Below are 17,353 nucleotides of genomic sequence, written 5' to 3'. Positions count from 1 at the left end.
AAATGGCAAAAGAATTCAGCCGTTCTCAACGTGTTTCGCAGGAAATGCAAAAAGAGATCGCACTCATCTTACAACGCGAAATCAAAGACCCACGTGTTGGCATGGCTACCGTATCCGGTATCGAGCTGTCCCGTGATTTGGCTTACGCTAAAGTCTTTGTGACCTTCCTGAATGTGTTAACCGATAACGCAGACCCGGATACAGTTAAAAATGGCATTAAAGCACTGCAAGATGCCTCTGGTTATATCCGCACTCTGCTGGGTAAAGCGATGCGCTTGCGTATCGTACCGGAACTGACCTTCGCTTATGATAACTCATTGATTGAAGGCATGCGGATGTCTAACCTGGTGACTAACGTCATCAAAAATGATGTAGAACGTCAGGTTAATCCAGGTAACGACGAGGAGAAGTAATGGGGCGTCCACGTCGTCGCGGCCGTGACATTAACGGCGTTCTGTTATTGGATAAGCCGCTGGGCCTCTCCTCTAATGACGTTTTGCAGAAAGTAAAACGTCTCTTTAGCGCTAACCGCGCAGGCCATACCGGTGCACTCGATCCACTGGCGACCGGTATGTTGCCTATCTGTCTTGGTGAAGCGACCAAATTCTCTCAATTCTTGCTGGATTCTGATAAGCGCTACCTGGTGGTTGCCCGTTTGGGCCAGCGCACAGATACTTCGGATGCCGAAGGTGCGTTAATCAGTGAGCGTGAAGTTAACGTCACTCAGGCGCAGATGGATGCTGCTCTGGATAGTTTCCGCGGCGATAGCCAGCAGATACCTTCCATGTATTCGGCACTGAAGCATCAAGGTAAACCGTTGTATGAATATGCCCGGCAGGGGATTGAAGTAGAGCGCGACGCCCGTAGCATTACCGTGTATGAATTGCTGTTTATCCGCTGGGAAGGCAATGATCTTGAGCTGGAAATTCATTGCTCAAAAGGTACCTACATTCGCACTATTGTTGATGATTTGGGTGAATTATTAGGCTGTGGGGCACATGTTAGCTATCTGCGTCGTTTGCAAGTGGCCGCTTACCCAAGTGATCGCATGGTGACTTTAGAGCAGTTGACTGCCATAGTTGAAGTGGCACAGGCAGAAGAGCGCTCACCAAATCCAGAGCTGGATTTACTGTTGCTACCGATGGACAGTGCAGTATTAAACTTCCCTGAAGTCAATCTGTTACCTGCTGTTGCAGCCTATGTAAAGCAAGGGCAACCGGTGCATGTTGCTGGCGCGCCAAGCGAAGGTATGGTCCGTATCACTGAAGGCGAAGAGCGTAACTTCATTGGTATCGGCACTATCGCAGAGGATGGCCGTGTTGCACCCAAACGCCTGGTAGTAGAGGCGCAGGAAGATGCACTGTAGGCCATACTCTATATAATTCGAGTTGCAGGAAGGCGGCTACCTTGCGATTCCGCAGTGCAAAGAGTAGAATAGTGCGGCTTACATATTGGGTTGCTGAATTAGAGATCGGCGCCTGTTTTAATTTATCTATATATTTGGAGTTGTATCATGTCTCTAAGTGTTGAAGCGAAAGCTAAAATTGTTGCTGACTTCGGTCGCGGTACCAATGACACCGGTTCAAGCGAAGTTCAGGTTGCTCTGTTGACTGCTCAAATTAACCATTTGCAAGGTCACTTCTCCGAGCACAAAAAAGATCACCACAGCCGTCGTGGTCTGCTGCGTATGGTATCCACGCGTCGTAAGCTGCTGGACTACCTGAAGCGTGAAGATGTAGCACGTTATGCTTCCCTGATCGAGCGTCTGGGTCTGCGTCGCTAAGTCTGCGAGTTTCGGGAGAAAGGGGCCAAATTGGCCCCTTTTTTCTAAGAAGCAATGATAAAATACGTTAGTATATTGTTGTTGTTCTATAGGATTTGTCTACCCAATAGATTTCGAGATGTAGGAAGGCGGCAAGCGAAAGAGTCCCGATGAGCTTACATAAGTAAGTGATTCGGCTGATTGAACGCAGCCAACACAGCTACATATCGAAAGATGACGGGTATAAATAGGATCTTCCGGTGCAGAGGTTCGCGCGGCTAATGAGAGACTTTAACTCAATTAGAGTTAAGGATTGTCATTAGTCGCGAGGATGCAGTGTGAAGATATTAGTAACAGGTGGATGAGGTCGTCAATACGATCCGGCACCGCATAGTATAAGGATACTATTTTGCTGACTCCGATTATTCGTAAATTCCAGTACGGTCAACATACCGTTACCATTGAAACCGGTATGATGGCTCGCCAGGCAACGGCTGCTGTAATGGTAAGCATGGACGACACCGCAGTATTTGTGACTGTTGTTGGCCAAAAGAAAGCCAAGCCAGGTCAGAGCTTCTTCCCTCTGACCGTTAATTATCAGGAGCGTACTTACGCTGCTGGCCGTATCCCAGGTAGCTTCTTCCGTCGTGAAGGCCGCCCAAGTGAAGGCGAAACACTGACTTCACGTCTGATTGACCGTCCGATCCGCCCACTGTTCCCAGACAGCTTCTTGAACGAAGTGCAGGTGATTGCGACCGTTGTTTCTGTTAACCCACAAGTTAACCCAGACATCGTGGCACTGATTGGTGCCTCAGCGGTGCTGAGCCTGTCAGGTATTCCATTTAACGGCCCAATTGGTGCTGCTCGTGTTGGTTACATCAACGACCAGTATGTGCTGAACCCAACGACCGATGAGCTGAAAGAGAGCCGCTTGGATCTGGTTGTTGCCGGTACTGCTGACGCAGTATTGATGGTTGAATCAGAAGCACAGATTCTGTCTGAAGATCAAATGTTAGGCGCGGTCATCTTCGGCCACGAACAACAACAAGTTGTGATTGAGAATATCAACGCTCTGGTTGCTGAAGTTGGCAAACCTAAGTGGGATTGGCATGCAGAGCCAGTTAACGAAGCGCTGCACGCGCGTGTTGCTGAGCTGGCAGAAGCTCGTCTGGGTGATGCTTATCGTATCACTGAGAAACAAGAGCGCTATACTCAGGTTGATGCTATTAAAGCTGACGTCACTGAAGCGCTGTTGGCACAAGATGAATCTTTAGATGCTAGCGAGATTCATGACATTCTGGGCGATGTTGAGAAAAACGTCGTTCGTAGCCGCGTATTGCGTGGCGAGCCACGTATCGATGGCCGCGAAAAAGACATGATCCGTGGTCTGGATGTGCGTACTGGTGTATTGCCACGTACCCATGGTTCTGCGTTGTTCACCCGTGGTGAAACTCAGGCGCTGGTTACTGCAACACTGGGTACTGCCCGTGATGCGCAAAATATTGATGAGCTGATGGGTGAGCGTACTGACTCATTCCTGCTACACTATAATTTCCCTCCATATTGTGTTGGTGAAACAGGTATGGTTGGTTCACCTAAGCGTCGTGAGATTGGCCATGGCCGTCTGGCGAAACGTGGTGTACTGGCAGTAATGCCAAGCCCGAGCGAGTTCCCTTACACTGTTCGTGTGGTTTCTGAAATCACCGAGTCTAACGGTTCTTCCTCAATGGCTTCTGTTTGTGGTGCTTCTTTGGCCCTGATGGATGCAGGTGTGCCAATTAAAGCCGCTGTTGCGGGTATCGCGATGGGTCTGGTTAAAGAAGGCGAAAACTTTGTTGTTCTGTCTGATATTCTGGGTGACGAAGATCACTTGGGCGACATGGACTTTAAAGTGGCCGGTAGCCGTGACGGTATTACTGCACTGCAAATGGACATTAAAATTGAAGGTATTACCCGCGAAATCATGCAGGTGGCTCTGAACCAGGCCAAGGGTGCGCGTCTGCACATTCTGGGTGTTATGGAACAGGCTATCAGCACACCTCGTGGTGATATCTCTGAGTTTGCTCCACGTATCTACACCATGAAAATCAATCCTGAGAAAATCAAGGATGTGATCGGTAAAGGTGGTTCTGTGATTCGTGCGCTGACTGATGAAACTGGCACTACCATTGAAATCGAAGATGATGGCACCATTAAGATTGCAGCAACCGACGGCGATAAAGCGAAACACGCTATCCGTCGTATCGAAGAAATCACTGCTGAAATCGAAGTGGGCCGTATCTATGCGGGTAAAGTAACTCGTATCGTTGATTTCGGTGCATTTGTGGCAATCGGCGGCGGTAAAGAAGGTTTAGTTCATATTTCTCAAATCGCTGACAAGCGTGTAGAGAAAGTGACTGACTATCTGCAAATGGGCCAAGAAGTGCCAGTTAAAGTAATGGAAGTTGATCGCCAGGGCCGTATCCGCCTGAGCATCAAAGAAGCCACTACTCCTGACGCAGAAGCTCCGGCACCAGAAGCAGCAGAGTAATAAAGTATTCCATAGCTCCTTACCTCTGGTGAGGGGCTGTGTTATCTCGAGGGCAGGATGCTCTTGTGTTAAACAAATGGATGAAAGGATATTTATCCAATGTTTGTCTTCGGGAGTAGGAAATGAAGCCTTTCTTGCGCTGGTGTTACGTTGCGACAGCACTCATGCTGGCAGGATGCAGCAACCATGATTGGCGTAAAGACGAGGTGTTGGCTATCCCGTTGCAACCTACGTTGCAGCAGGAAGTGATTCTGGCTCGCATGGAACAAATCCTTGCAAGTCGGGCACTTACGGATGATGAGCGCGCGCAGCTTTTATATGAGCGCGGAGTGCTGTATGATAGCCTCGGGCTACGGGCACTAGCGCGAAATGATTTTTCGCAAGCGTTAGCTATTCGTCCTGATATGCCAGAAGTTTTTAACTATCTGGGCATTTATTTAACGCAGGCAGGCAATTTTGATGCTGCCTATGAAGCGTTTGATTCTGTACTAGAGCTTGATCCAACTTACAATTACGCGCGTTTAAACCGGGGTATCGCTCTGTATTATGGCGGTCGACTCCCGTTGGCGCAGGATGATCTGCAGGCGTTTTATCAAGACGATCCAAATGATCCCTTCCGTTCGTTATGGCTGTATCTGGTGGAAAGAGAAATCGATCCCAAGGCGGCTGCAGTAGCGTTACAACAGCGCTATGAAAAATCGGACAGAGGGCAATGGGGATGGAATATTGTCGAATTCTACTTGGGCACGATCAGCGAAAAAACGCTGATGGAAAGGCTCAAGTCAGATGCAATGGATAACACTTCGCTCGCTGAGCATCTCAGTGAAACTGACTTCTATTTAGGTAAACATTACCTAAGTCTGGGGGACAAGGACACCGCTTCGGCGCTGTTCAAACTGACGGTAGCTAACAACGTTCATAATTTTGTTGAGCACCGCTATGCATTGTTGGAATTGGCGCTTTTGGGCCAAGAACAAGACGACCTATCGGAATCGGACCAGCAATAGCTGACGAACAACTATTAGCCTGACTACCTTGGTTTTTACCAATGTTAATCACCCTAACAGGTGATGGCCTTTTTGTTCGTTTTATAATCTAATTTGAGCCGGTTCACACTTTTCAATGAAAATGACTGAAAATTTTCTCGACGAGTTATGTAGACTGGCTGCCATTATTAATGAGGCACGTGTACATGACTACTGAGCTTGAAACCTCTTTTGCTGATCTGGGGCTATCTGCTCCTATTCTTTCTGCTCTGACTGATCTTGGTTATGAAAAACCATCTCCTATCCAGTTGGAATGTATCCCACACCTGTTAAACGGCCGTGATGTTCTCGGCATGGCGCAAACAGGCAGTGGTAAAACAGCCGCGTTTGGTTTGCCGCTGTTACACAATATTAAAGCTGAGCTGAAAGCTCCACAGGTTCTGGTGCTGGCACCAACCCGTGAGTTGGCTATTCAGGTCGCACAGGCATTGTCTGATTTCTCTAAACACATTAATGGCGTCAACGTTGTAGCCCTTTACGGCGGCCAGCGTTATGACGTTCAATTACGCGCTTTGCGCCAGGGGCCACAAATTGTTGTTGGTACCCCAGGTCGTCTGTTAGACCACCTGAAACGCGGTACTCTTAACCTGTCCAACCTGAGCGGTTTAGTGTTGGATGAAGCAGATGAAATGCTGCGTATGGGCTTTATCGAAGACGTCGAAAACATTCTGGCGCAGATGCCGGCTGAACATCAGACCGCACTGTTCTCTGCGACTATGCCAGATGCGATCCGTCGTATTACCCGTAAATTTATGAAAGATCCACAGGAAGTCCGCATTCAGTCTAGCGTGACTACCCGCCCTGACATCAGCCAGAGCTTCTGGAGAGTGGGTGGCGGCTATCGCAAAAACGAAGCACTGGTACGTTTCCTGGAATCTGAAGACTTCGATGCAGCTATTATCTTCGTGCGTACCAAAAATGGCACACTGGAAGTGGCTGAAGCCTTGGAAAGTAGCGGTTATAACTGCGCTGCCTTGAACGGTGACATGAACCAGTCTTTACGTGAGCAGACACTGAACCGCCTGAAAGATGGCCGTCTGGATATTCTGATTGCAACTGACGTTGCGGCACGTGGTTTGGATGTTGACCGTATCAGCTTGGTCGTAAACTATGATATCCCTATGGATTCAGAGTCTTACGTTCACCGTATCGGCCGTACTGGTCGCGCCGGTCGTGCTGGTCGTGCGTTGCTGTTCGTTGAGAACCGTGAACGCCGTCTGTTGCAAAACATTGAACGCACCATGAAACTGACTATTCCAGAAGTTCAGTTGCCAAACCCCGAATTGTTGGGTGAACGTCGTTTAGCTCAGTTTGCTGCTAAAGTTGGCCAACAGCTGGAAAGCAGTGATTTGGACCTGTACCGTGCATTGCTGGCTAAGCTGCAACCAGAAGAAGAGTTTGATCTCGAAACCCTGGCTGCTGCACTGCTGAAAATGGCACAGGGCGAACGTCCTCTGATTCTGCCACCAGAAGCTCCGCGTCGTCCGCAGCGTGAATTCAATTCCCGTGATGACCGTGGTAGCGATCGTGGCCGTGATCGTGGTGACAGTCGTCGTGAGCCTCGCCCTGACAGCCGCGCTGACAGCCGTGATGGTGGTGAGCGTCCAGCACGTCGCGAACGTCGTGATGTTGGTGAGATGGAACTGTACCGCATTGAAGTGGGCCGTGATGATGGTGTTGAAGTTCGTCATATCGTTGGCGCGATTGCTAACGAAGGCGACATCAGCAGCCGTTACATTGGTAATATCAAGCTGTTTGCTTCGCATTCAACTATCGAGTTGCCAAAAGGCATGCCGGGCGAAATGTTATCTCACTTCACCCGTACCCGTATCCTGAACAAACCGCTGAACATGCAGTTGTTGGGTGATGCGCAGCCACATGAACGCCGTGAGCGTCCTGCTGGTGGTGCTGGTGCCGGTGGTGAGCGTCGTGGTGGTGGTGGCCGTTCATTCGGTGGCGAACGTCGTGATGGCGCAGCAGGTGCTCCTCCTCGTCGTTCATTCGGTAGTGACCGTGCTCCAGCCGGTGGTGGCGAACAACGTCGTGGCAACCGTGATGGTCAGCGCTCAGCAGCTCCGCGTCGTGAAGATGCGCCAGCGCCAGCAGCAGCACCTACTCGCCGTCGTTTTGGTGACGCATAAGTCTTAATCATTTCTGATGATTAAAAATAAAAACCAGCCCTTGGGCTGGTTTTTTTATGTCTATAATTTTGCTTCAGTTGGCGGGTTATAGGTGCTCAACAGCTTGTAACTCTGGCTGTAATCCGGCAACTATTTCAAATGAATATAGTCGTGCCTGATGGTCGAAAATCTGGCCATTCACCATCAATTCGTCAGCCTGGGTCTCCCGCAGTAATGACTGAAGCCCATGCCGCACTTTACTTTTATCACCAATAATAGATAGGCGTAGCGCCTGATCGACACCAAATTGTTCGGCGGGTGAGCAGATATTATCCATGTTTTCTACTGGTGGCGGTAGTTGACCTGGCGTGCCGCGGCGTAAATTGACAAATTGCTGCTGCATGGAGGTAAACAGGAAATGGGCATCGCGCTCGCTATCTGCGGCCACCACGTTCACACAAACGATAGCATAGGGTTTTGGCCATTGAATGGACGGCTTGAAGTTTTCCCGATAGAGCTTGAGCGCCTGGAATAACATATCTGGTGCGAAATGTGAGGCGAAGGCGAACGGCAGGCCCATGGCCGCAGCCAATTGAGCGCTATACAGGCTGGACCCCAGTAGCCACAATGGAACATGCAAACCCTGCCCAGGCACGGCTTGTACCGCTTGCCCCGGTTGTACTTCAGCAAAGTAGTTTTGCAGTTCGCCAACATCGGCGGGGAAGTTATCCACTTCACCGGACAGATGGCGGCGTAGTGCCATCATGGTGCGTTGGTCACTGCCGGGAGCACGGCCAAGGCCGAGATCGATACGGTCTGGGTAGAGAGAGGCGAGGGTACCAAACTGTTCTGCAATCACCAGTGGTGAGTGGTTAGGTAGCATGACGCCGCCGGAGCCGACACGGATGCTCTTGGTACCTCCGGCAATATAGCCAATCAGTACTGAGGTCGCCGCGCTGGCAATACCTGTCATGTTATGATGCTCAGCGAGCCAATAGCGGTGATATCCCCACTTTTCAGCATGTTGAGCCAGACTCAGCGAAGCATGAAAAGCCTCTCGTGGTGTCTTGCCTTGCGCTATCGGCGATAAATCAAGCACTGAAAGCGGAACTGTCTTTTTGTCAGTCATAGAATCGTCCATCTTAACCTTATGTCGAGTCGCTTGAAGGGCGAACGCACTAATTTATTAATCCAAACAGGGGGCTAGCCGCATTAATACGCACATAAGAAGCCACATACAGTGCGCGACTATCACCTATAAAAGCATAATCTAAATCGTGGTTTGGCAAGGGGGAATAAATGCGGCGGCAAAAGGATGATTGAAGCGATGAAAAAGAGAACGCCATGGACCCTACGATTCGTGGTAGTAGCTATATCGAGTGACTGGGTAAGAATGCCTGCGCATAGAGTGATACGGGCGTAGTGCTACGCCCGATGGGTTCTTATGACACCAATTCCAGCCCCGCGAGACGCCGCCAGTAGCCGTTACAGTCGGCTTTATCGGTCAAGATGAGTGGGCTCAATCCCTGCTCATTAGCCCGGAACTGCTCGATAACTGTCAGCGTATCTAGACCTTGCGGAGAGAGTCGCACGATATCCACTAATCCTTGCATGGAAATCAGTTCATTACCGAGGTTATAGCAGTAGCCACTTTGGGTTTGAATACCGTTTAGGATGAATACCTGTTGGTCTTCTTGTGATAATACCGGCCGCCCTTGTGGGTAGTTGATGCAGCAGGTTTCACACTCATCTTTGGCTCGGTCTTCTGAGCGCGCGGTGAAGCAACGGGCAGAATAAGCCAGCGGCAGGTGGCCGTAGCTCAATACTTCTACCTCAAACTGATTGCGGAACCCCAGCTCTTCGCACTGTTGCAGCACATTAACCAGCCAGTCACGTGATAGCTCAACCGGCATACACCAACGCATCATGCCCTGACGGTGTAAAATTCGCAGAGTATAAGCGTTGTAGCAATTCAGGGCATGGCCGGCAACAAAGGGTAAGCCACGTTCAGCGGCCATATTCACCGCCCCCAGGTCATTGGCTTCCAGCAAAAACTCACCGTTTTCCACATAACGCTTTAATTCATTCAACTCTGACGGTGCTTGCAGCAGCGCCAGTGTGGAAATTACCACCTGTTTGCCACTGGCAGCCACTTCTTTAGCTAGTGCCAACCAGTCACCCACCTTCATTTCACGGCGTTTGGTACAGACATTCTCACCGAGATAAATAATGTCGGCGCTGCTGTTGGCCGCAGCCTGGTAAAAGGTTTCGATATCAGTTTTTGGCCAGTAATAGAGTACTGCGCCTAAGGCGTACTTCATGTTTCCTCCGGCTACTGCCACTTACGATGATAAGCACCCAATGTAGTTTGAGTACCTTCGGACATTGCGCCCAGTTGTTCCATCCATTCCGCTTTGGCGACAAACTGCGAGGGGTTGGCCTGATAGCGGTCAATCGCCTGTCGCCAGACCTTGGCAACCTGGCTGACATAAGCTGGACTGCGTTGGCGGCCTTCAATTTTCACTGACGCAATGTTGGCAGCAAACAGCTCCGGTAATAACTCAAGCGTATTCAAACTGGTTGGCTCTTCCAACGCATGATAGCGCTGACCGTCCACCCGATAACGGCCTTTGCACAGGGTGGGATAACCGGCATTCTCATTATCTTCATAACGGTCGATCAGCACTTCATTAAGGCGAGACTCCATCCCCTGTGGGGTTTGCTGCCAGCGAACAAAGCGCGCTGGAGAGCAGGCTCCGACCGTATTGGGTGATTCACCGGTCAAATAGGAAGAAAGGTAGCAACGCCCTTCAGCCATAATGCATAAGCTGCCAAAGGCAAATACCTCCAGTGGCACCGGGCTGGTACGCGACAGTTGTTTCACCTGATGCATTGACAGTACGCGTGGTAAAACCACTCGCGCCACATCGAAATGACGTTGATAAAAGCGGATAGCTTCATCATTGGTAGCCGACGCCTGTACCGATACATGGCGCTCAACCTCCGGGTAACGTTCGGCGGCATATTCCAGCATGGCCAAATCAGCCAGGATCAGGGCATCCGCCCCAAGCTGTGCCGCCATATCCACCGCCCGCTGCCAGCGGGAATAACCGTCAGGGTGGGCGAAGGTGTTAATGGCGATATGCAGTTTACGTTTGCGGCTATGAACGTAATTGACCGCTTCCTGCAACTTTTTATCGGTGAAATTGAGGCCAGCGAAATGGCGGGCGTTGGTATCATCTTTCAAGCCAATATAAACCGCGTCGGCACCATTATCGATGGCGGCCTTTAATGCGGGTAAGTTGCCGGCAGGACAAAGCAGCTCCATAGAGTTTTCCTGAATGAGTCAACGGCTCGCCTTGCTGAGGTTACCGCTGGCAATTATTGTTCCCCATCCGAAGATGATATTCGTGGCGATGAAAATTTTATCGAGTGGCGATTCTAGTTAACCTGCTCCACCCGGACCTTGATTTAAGGCAGTTTCTTTGGCATTGGTGTCATTCTTCTGATATTTAGCAATACTTTCAGCGATAACTTGGTGCAAAATTTATCGATATAACGCGCTTTCCGGTTTTGCTAATGTGGCAAAATAGAACTTTATTTTATGCAGATTGATACCCAAAGTAATTGGAATTGCAGGTAGCCAACACCCCTGCGGCTTCAAGTACAAAGGGGATATCACCAAAAAGGAGTCTGCCTGTGTTGGGAGAACTACGAGCACGTCTGGTGCGTCAAGGGCCGGCGCTACTGCGGGGTCCGTTAAAATTGACCCCCTTTGCCTTAAAACGTCAGGTAATAGAGCAAGTGCTGGGGTGGCAACTTCGTCAGGCTCTGCTGGACGGAGAACTGGAATTTTTGGACTCCCGCTGGTTAAAGATTGAAGTGCGAGACCTCGCATTGCAATGGTTTATGACAGTAGAACACGGTAGGCTGGTCGTAAGCCAACAGGCTGAAGCTGATGTGAGCTTTAGCGGTGATGCCAACGATCTAATTTTGATCGCTGCCCGTAAAGAAGATCCGGATACGCTGTTTTTCCAGCGCCGGTTACGAATTGAAGGGGATACCGAATTGGGTCTGTATGTCAAAAATCTAATGGATGCCATTGAGTTGGAGTCCATGCCAACACTACTGCGTGTTGGCCTGCAACAACTGGCTGAATTTATCGAGGCAGGTCAGCAAGAGGGTGCGGCGAGTGCTTCCCGTACATTAGCATCGTGCTGATCCGGGTTGAAATTCCGGTGGATGCGCCGGGGATCGACGCCCTGTTGCGTCAAGCCTTCAAGCAAGATGCAGAAGCCGAGCTGGTACAGCAACTGCGTGAAGATGGCTTATTGACGTTGGGTATCGTGGCAACTGACGATGAAGGCGGTGTGGTTGGTTATGCTGCATTCAGCCCGGTTGAGGTGGGGGGTGAAGACCGTCAATGGGTCGCACTGGCACCACTGGCCGTGGAGGAGGGGTTGCGCCGCCAGGGTTTGGCTGAAAAACTGGTCTACGAAGGGCTAGACTCTCTGAATGAGTTTGGCTATGCCGCTGTCGTGGTGCTAGGCTCTCCAGCCTATTATCAGCGTTTCGGTTTTGTACCAGCGGCTCGTCATCAATTGACCTGCCGTTGGCCCAGTACTGAAGAGGCTTTTCAGGTTTATGCGTTGGCGGAAGATGCACTGGCGGGTGCTGATGGTGAAGTGGTGTTCTCTGCCCCGTTTAATCGCTTTTAACGCCAGGTAACGATAGCAACGAAGAAGGCTGGCTAATTACCAGCTTTTCTTTTTGCTGCTTATTGAGTTGCTTCACCCGATATTCTAACTTCAATGCTGTCGATCTATCCCCTGCCTCACACTGAAATACCAAGGTTAACTCACCTTTCCCTCGCAGCGCTTTCGCGCCTTTCCCTACCTGATGTTGGGCCAATCGCCGTGTTACATCTGTGGTGATACCGGTATAGAGCATGCCAGTGGGGGTGCGCAGTAGATAGAGATACCATAGGCTGTCCGACATAATTTTATTCCAGTCCGGGGGTAGCGGTGCGGAACATTATTACCGGAATCAGCTGCGGTATCCTGATTTTTTTATCGACTGGCACCTGATTGGTTAAATATGCGGGGGAAGTGACCTTCCACCCGCAGGGTTATGGCTAGTTATTTGGTTTTTGCTGCAAACTCAAAGCGTGGTGAAACCAAACCGTACAGTGTCCAACCAAGGAAGGTAACAATCGCACCCCATGTCATGGCTTCTTGCCCTGAGCTGTAAAGCGCATAGAAGCTATACATCGCACCAATGAAGGCAATGATATTGGCTTTACGCGCTTTGGCTGGTGGCACATTGGCGGTTTTCTGGATAATGACCAGCGCTGCCATCGACAGAATATAAGGGATAATATTGGTGACTACCGCCAGATTGACCAGCACGTTGAACTGTTTGTTCAGTGACGGGCTAATGGTCATCAGGGACAGCACACTCTGGATGACAACAATGGTCAGCATCCCTTTGATGGGTGCATCGGCTTTACTGACTTTTGAGAAAATTTTCGGGAAGAAGCCTTCATCAGCAGAGGATTTGAATACCTGAGCGATGGTGAACTGCCAACCCAGTAATGAACCCACGCAGGACATGATCATCAATGCCATGATGATTTTACCGACCGCAGGGGTGAACATATAAGCGAACGCCAGGCCAAACGGCGCTGTAGAGTTAGCCAAATCCATATTTGGTACGATACCGGCAATCACGTTGGTTGAGATGATATAGATAACCGCTGCACCTAAAGTCCCACCGAGTACGGCGATCGGAACGTTACGTTCAGGGTTTTCGACAGCATCAGTATTGGCACAAGCAGATTCCAGACCAAGGAAGGCCCACAGCGTCATTGAGATAGAAGAGCCGATGGCTTCAAAAGTGGGAACTGCATGTGGGTTCCAGGCCGCCATATAGGCTGAACCACTAAACCAGAACCAACCAACGATTGAGATACCGACCACTGGGATAATAACCCCCCAGATAGTAACACTACTGATCTGCCCGGTAATGCGCGCGCCACCAAAGTTAGCAACCGTTGCCAGCCACAGTACGCCAATAGTTGCAATACAAATACCCAGTGGTGTTAGTGTCGCTCCCAACAATTCAGTGCCGTAACCTACTGCTGAGATTGCAATGGCGATATTGGCAATCAACAGTGAAGCACCATAGGTGTAGTTCGCCATAAAGTTGCCAGATTTGCCGAACGCATATTCAGCATAGCCGCCCATACCACCGGATTTACGGCTGAACATCCCACATTGGGCGAAGGCATAGGCCAGTGCCATTGAACCTATTGCGGTGACTAACCATGAGACGATAGAGATTGTCCCGACTTCGGCGAGTTTGGTTGGCAGCATAATTATTCCTGACCCCATCATATTGACGGCGGTTAGAATTGTTAGCTGTACTACTCCCATCTTATTATTTGTTTTACTCATTTTTATTATCTCTTTTTTAATTTCAGAGACTGCAGGAATAATTTATTCCCGCAGGTTTGAGTTATTGGTGTCGTCAAATCCCTTTTTATTTGAAATTATAGCCTTGTTGGCGATTATCATTACTCGGTCCATCCTACTTGGACCACGCAAATAGAGTTGTCACCCGAATCACTTAATGTTAACCAGTGATTCGGGATTATTTCGTTTGCCGCCAGGCTGTAACGCCAACTAAATTGGGTATAAATTTATTATTGTTAACTTATTGCTTCATCATATAACCGTATGCACGGTTCCAACCATCTTCGTCGACTTGTAAATAAACGCCTTGTAACTCAGGCGCAAACCCTGGAAGTAAATTAATACTTTCTTCTAATGCCAGGAAATAACGCTGTGCAGCCCCCCCCCAAACTTCACCAGGGACTACACACAATACTCCCGGTGGGTAAGGAAGCGCACCTTCAGCAGCAATTCGACCTTCGGCTTTACACAATGGTACTAATTCGGCATGACCACGGACGAATTCAATATTGGCATCCTGTGGATTCATCATAACTTTAGGGAAATACTGTTTGCGGAACATCTCTTTCTGTAGCTGTTTAACATCATAGCTGACATAAAGGTCATGCATTTCCTGACATAATTTGCCAATAGTATAACCTTTGTAACGTGCTTCATTATTACGATACACAGTAGGTAATACATCGCTTAACATTGCATCTTCTTCGATGAAACGTTCAAAACGGGCAATTTGTGCGACCAGGTGCTGCATTTTCGCCAAGTCTTCTGCTGGCGTTAATAAGAATAGGATCGAGTTGAGGTCACATTTTTCTGGCACGATACCATTTTCGCGCAGGAAGTTAGCCAGAATGGTTGCTGGGATCCCTGATGCTGTATATTCACCAGTATTAGTATCAATACCCGGAGTGGTTAATAATAGTTTGCATGGGTCAACAAAATATTGTGACTCTTCATAACCTTCAAATGCATGCCATTTTTCGCCAGGAATAAAGTTAAAGAAGCGTAAGTCTTGTGCCATGGCATCGGTGTCATATTGCTGCCACAGTTTGCCATCAACTTCTACCGGTACAAAAGGCTTAATCATATTACAGGTATTCAAGATCATTTTACGTGCTTCAATACCGGTCTTAACACAATCAAGCCACATGCGTTGACCACTTTTGCCTTCATGCATTTTTGCGTTAACATCTAAAGCAGCAAACAATGGATAGAATGGGCTGGTGGAGGCGTGTAGCATAAAGGCGTTATTAAAGCGTTTATGATTGCAGTAACGATCCTGACCTTTAATATGTTTATCTTTTTTATGAATCTGCGACGTTTGTGAGAAACCGGCTTGTTGTTTATGTACTGATTGAGTAACGATAATGCCCGGATCATTTTCATTCAGTTCAAGTAATAATGGTGAACAATCTTTCATCATTGGAATGAATTGTTCGTAACCTACCCAAGCAGAGTCGAACAGAATATAGTCACAAAGGTGGCCAATTTTATCCACAACCTGACGAGCGTTATAGATGGTGCCGTCATAAGTACCCAGTTGGATGATAGCCAGACGGAATGGGCGCGCTTCGTTAGCACGATCAGGTGCTACGCTACGGATTTGTTCACGCAGGTATTTTTCTTCAAAACAGTGGGCATCAATACCACCAATAAAGCCAAATGGGTTACGGGCAGTTTCCAGATATACCGGTGTTGCACCGGCCTGAATCAGCGCACCATGATGGTTGGATTTATGGTTATTACGGTCAAACAGCACCAGGTCACCACGCGCTAACAGCGCATTGGTAGCGACTTTATTAGAAGCAGAAGTGCCGTTCAGTACGAAATAAGTTTTATCGGCGTTAAATACTTTTGCTGCATGTTTTTGAGCATCACAAGGTGCGCCTTCATGAATAAGCAAATCACCTAATTTTACGTCGGCATTACACATATCAGAGCGGAAAATAGTTTCGCCGTAGAAGTCAAAAAATTGGCGGCCCGCTGGGTGTTTACGGAAGAATTGACCACCCTGATGACCAGGGCAAGCAAAGGTAGAATTACCCATCTCCACGTATTTCTTTAATGTACTAAAGAACGGTGGCAGCAGCTCTTTTTCATATTTTTCTGCGGCTGATTCCAGTTGTTTACCATAAAAATCAGTATTGTCACCACACAGTTCAAATACCCCATTTAAAGAGGGTAATACATCGGTATTCAACTCTTCTTCACAGCAGACAGCGGCAAAAATTGGAATCTCTAAACCCAACTCATGAATGCTATCAATTACACCATTATTAATGTCCTGAACTGAAAGCACCACGGCTGCAATATCAGTAAAATCGGTATGTAAAACATCTACGACTTCGCGCTGTGATTCAAAGCAAGGTATTGCCGATAAACTTGCCGCGATATTTAATTTTTTCATCATAAATTCTCTTTTATTTTAAGAGGCTATTTTACTTGTCACTTTGAGGTTGAGCAGTGCTCGAAATCCTCACGTAGCCATGATTTATAAGGTCATGGTGTACGCTCCGGTTTCCATGCGCTGGTCGCACTAAAATTGCCTGTGACAATTACGCCTACATTATTTGTTGGTTTATTTAAGTTAATTTCCATTAAATTTTTGGTATAGCAGTCCATATCAATGAAATAATATTCATTAATAGTCTTGGCTGCTTTCTGCGTAACACCGTGACTGAATTTCAGACGCAGTGATCCTCTGGTCATTTAGCATTAATGACAAAGGTGACAGTAAATTTTACAGGATAGCTATGTTTCTGCTGAAAGATGAATAACACAGGCTGAGTATCGATTGGTTAATAAAAACCCACAATCAGATAAACGTATAAATATAACCGAGTGTTAGTCTCTTCGGAGAAAGCAGACAATAGTTAACTCAACGTAAAGGTCGTAAACACTTTTCGCATTTGTTAAATATTGTGCATAGACAATGACTATCCAATAAAAGTGGATGTCATCGCAGGGAGGATGTTATCTATAGTGATAATAAGAAAAGTTAAAATAACTACGATGTGCCGGCATCATTAAATGCGTTGTTCGCCTTATATGCGCCATTTTTTTGTTGTTATTTTCCATTTACGTAAGGTCTCTATTTTTTAATCAAGGTTTACGAGCAATGAACTGATGGTGGCTATTTTAGTCATAACACTTATTCATTCTGTGACTCAAATCATGTTTTCTACCGATTTTAAAAGGTGATATGACTAAAAAATGAATAAATTATCGATTTTATTCATTTTAAACGTTATTTATTCAAAACTGTACTGTATGTTATGCAAAACAGTAAGGTTATATTTAACACGACGGATACATTGGCAGGCTTATTATTATCCAATATTAGCAATGAGAGCGGGTTCTTAATAGTTTTTGTATTTTATTTGTTAATCCATAATTATTTGTTACATCCAAATTTATACGTAAAA

At 47.8% G+C, this 17,353-nt stretch carries 16 protein-coding genes; 9 read left to right on the top strand and 7 right to left on the bottom strand.

The features are described from left to right. The first annotated feature begins 2 nt into the window (after window positions 1-2). The 7 genes from rbfA (at window position 3) to V2A84_RS16630 (ending at window position 7,479) form a co-directional block, all read left to right on the top strand. Window positions 3-413: a 30S ribosome-binding factor RbfA gene (gene rbfA / locus V2A84_RS16660; RefSeq protein ID WP_032816249.1), complete on the top strand. Its 411-nt coding sequence runs from the start codon at window positions 3-5 to the stop codon at window positions 411-413. After that, a complete protein-coding gene (gene truB, locus V2A84_RS16655; RefSeq protein WP_083160893.1) occupies window positions 413-1,366 on the top strand; it encodes a tRNA pseudouridine(55) synthase TruB in 954 nt (317 codons plus the stop codon). Before rbfA ends, truB begins: the two co-directional genes overlap by 1 nt. Before the next feature lie 147 nt (window positions 1,367-1,513). Beyond that, on the top strand, window positions 1,514-1,783 hold the full coding sequence (gene rpsO, locus V2A84_RS16650) for a 30S ribosomal protein S15 (protein ID WP_050085613.1): 270 nt from the start codon (window positions 1,514-1,516) through the stop codon (window positions 1,781-1,783). 388 nt (window positions 1,784-2,171) lie between these two features. Next, window positions 2,172-4,292, top strand: coding sequence for a polyribonucleotide nucleotidyltransferase (gene pnp, locus V2A84_RS16645; protein ID WP_083160892.1), 2,121 nt, complete (start codon window positions 2,172-2,174; stop codon window positions 4,290-4,292). 122 nt (window positions 4,293-4,414) lie between these two features. Then, the gene (nlpI, locus tag V2A84_RS16640) at window positions 4,415-5,299 is read left to right on the top strand and encodes a lipoprotein NlpI (protein WP_083160891.1); all 885 of its coding nucleotides are present in this window, start codon (window positions 4,415-4,417) and stop codon (window positions 5,297-5,299) included. Between the two features lie 115 nt (window positions 5,300-5,414). Then, on the top strand, window positions 5,415-5,495 hold the full coding sequence (gene yrbN, locus V2A84_RS16635) for a protein YrbN (protein WP_096335046.1): 81 nt from the start codon (window positions 5,415-5,417) through the stop codon (window positions 5,493-5,495). Next, complete coding sequence (locus V2A84_RS16630; RefSeq protein ID WP_083160890.1) at window positions 5,485-7,479, top strand: DEAD/DEAH family ATP-dependent RNA helicase; 1,995 nt, start codon at window positions 5,485-5,487, stop codon at window positions 7,477-7,479. Before yrbN ends, V2A84_RS16630 begins: the two co-directional genes overlap by 11 nt. 85 nt (window positions 7,480-7,564) lie before the next feature. Here the strand turns inward: V2A84_RS16630 and V2A84_RS16625 are convergent, their stop codons facing one another. The 3 genes from V2A84_RS16625 to ubiU all read right to left on the bottom strand — a co-directional run bounded on the left by V2A84_RS16625 (window position 7,565) and on the right by ubiU (window position 10,786). After that, window positions 7,565-8,587 (bottom strand): luciferase-like monooxygenase, encoded by a 1,023-nt coding sequence (locus V2A84_RS16625; protein ID WP_083160889.1) that lies wholly within the window; start codon window positions 8,585-8,587, stop codon window positions 7,565-7,567. A 313-nt stretch (window positions 8,588-8,900) separates the two neighbouring features. Beyond that, window positions 8,901-9,779: a U32 family peptidase gene (locus V2A84_RS16620; RefSeq protein ID WP_083160888.1), complete on the bottom strand. Its 879-nt coding sequence runs from the start codon at window positions 9,777-9,779 to the stop codon at window positions 8,901-8,903. An 11-nt stretch (window positions 9,780-9,790) separates the two neighbouring features. Further along, window positions 9,791-10,786 (bottom strand): ubiquinone anaerobic biosynthesis protein UbiU, encoded by a 996-nt coding sequence (gene ubiU / locus V2A84_RS16615; RefSeq protein WP_083160887.1) that lies wholly within the window; start codon window positions 10,784-10,786, stop codon window positions 9,791-9,793. 371 nt (window positions 10,787-11,157) lie between these two features. Here ubiU and ubiT point away from each other — a divergent pair, with 371 nt between their 5' ends. Then, complete coding sequence (ubiT, locus tag V2A84_RS16610; protein WP_083160886.1) at window positions 11,158-11,679, top strand: ubiquinone anaerobic biosynthesis accessory factor UbiT; 522 nt, start codon at window positions 11,158-11,160, stop codon at window positions 11,677-11,679. Continuing rightward, window positions 11,673-12,176: a GNAT family N-acetyltransferase gene (locus tag V2A84_RS16605; RefSeq protein WP_083160884.1), complete on the top strand. Its 504-nt coding sequence runs from the start codon at window positions 11,673-11,675 to the stop codon at window positions 12,174-12,176. Before ubiT ends, V2A84_RS16605 begins: the two co-directional genes overlap by 7 nt. Here the strand turns inward: V2A84_RS16605 and V2A84_RS16600 are convergent. From V2A84_RS16600 to speFL, 4 genes are all read right to left on the bottom strand, one after another. Next, window positions 12,163-12,456 (bottom strand): GIY-YIG nuclease family protein, encoded by a 294-nt coding sequence (locus V2A84_RS16600; protein ID WP_083160882.1) that lies wholly within the window; start codon window positions 12,454-12,456, stop codon window positions 12,163-12,165. The two genes, V2A84_RS16605 and V2A84_RS16600, sit on opposite strands and share 14 nt — an antisense overlap. A 140-nt stretch (window positions 12,457-12,596) precedes the next feature. Next, window positions 12,597-13,913: a putrescine-ornithine antiporter gene (gene potE, locus V2A84_RS16595; protein WP_102970482.1), complete on the bottom strand. Its 1,317-nt coding sequence runs from the start codon at window positions 13,911-13,913 to the stop codon at window positions 12,597-12,599. Window positions 13,914-14,172: 259 nt separating this feature from the next. Further along, the gene (gene speF, locus V2A84_RS16590) at window positions 14,173-16,335 is read right to left on the bottom strand and encodes an ornithine decarboxylase SpeF (RefSeq protein WP_102970570.1); all 2,163 of its coding nucleotides are present in this window, start codon (window positions 16,333-16,335) and stop codon (window positions 14,173-14,175) included. A 566-nt stretch (window positions 16,336-16,901) separates the two neighbouring features. Next, window positions 16,902-16,985 carry a leader peptide SpeFL gene (gene speFL, locus V2A84_RS16585; RefSeq protein ID WP_223300551.1) on the bottom strand — a complete coding sequence of 28 codons (84 nt, stop codon included), beginning with the start codon at window positions 16,983-16,985 and terminating at the stop codon, window positions 16,902-16,904. Window positions 16,986-17,353: the final 368 nt, after the last annotated feature.

Origin of the sequence: Yersinia sp. 2553 StPb PI, from assembly GCF_052217105.1 — a bacterium.
In the GTDB taxonomy this organism is placed as follows: Bacteria; Pseudomonadota; Gammaproteobacteria; order Enterobacterales; family Enterobacteriaceae; genus Yersinia; species Yersinia enterocolitica_E.
Note: the sequence above shows the minus strand (reverse complement) of the source record. Positions and strands in the feature narration are given on the sequence as shown.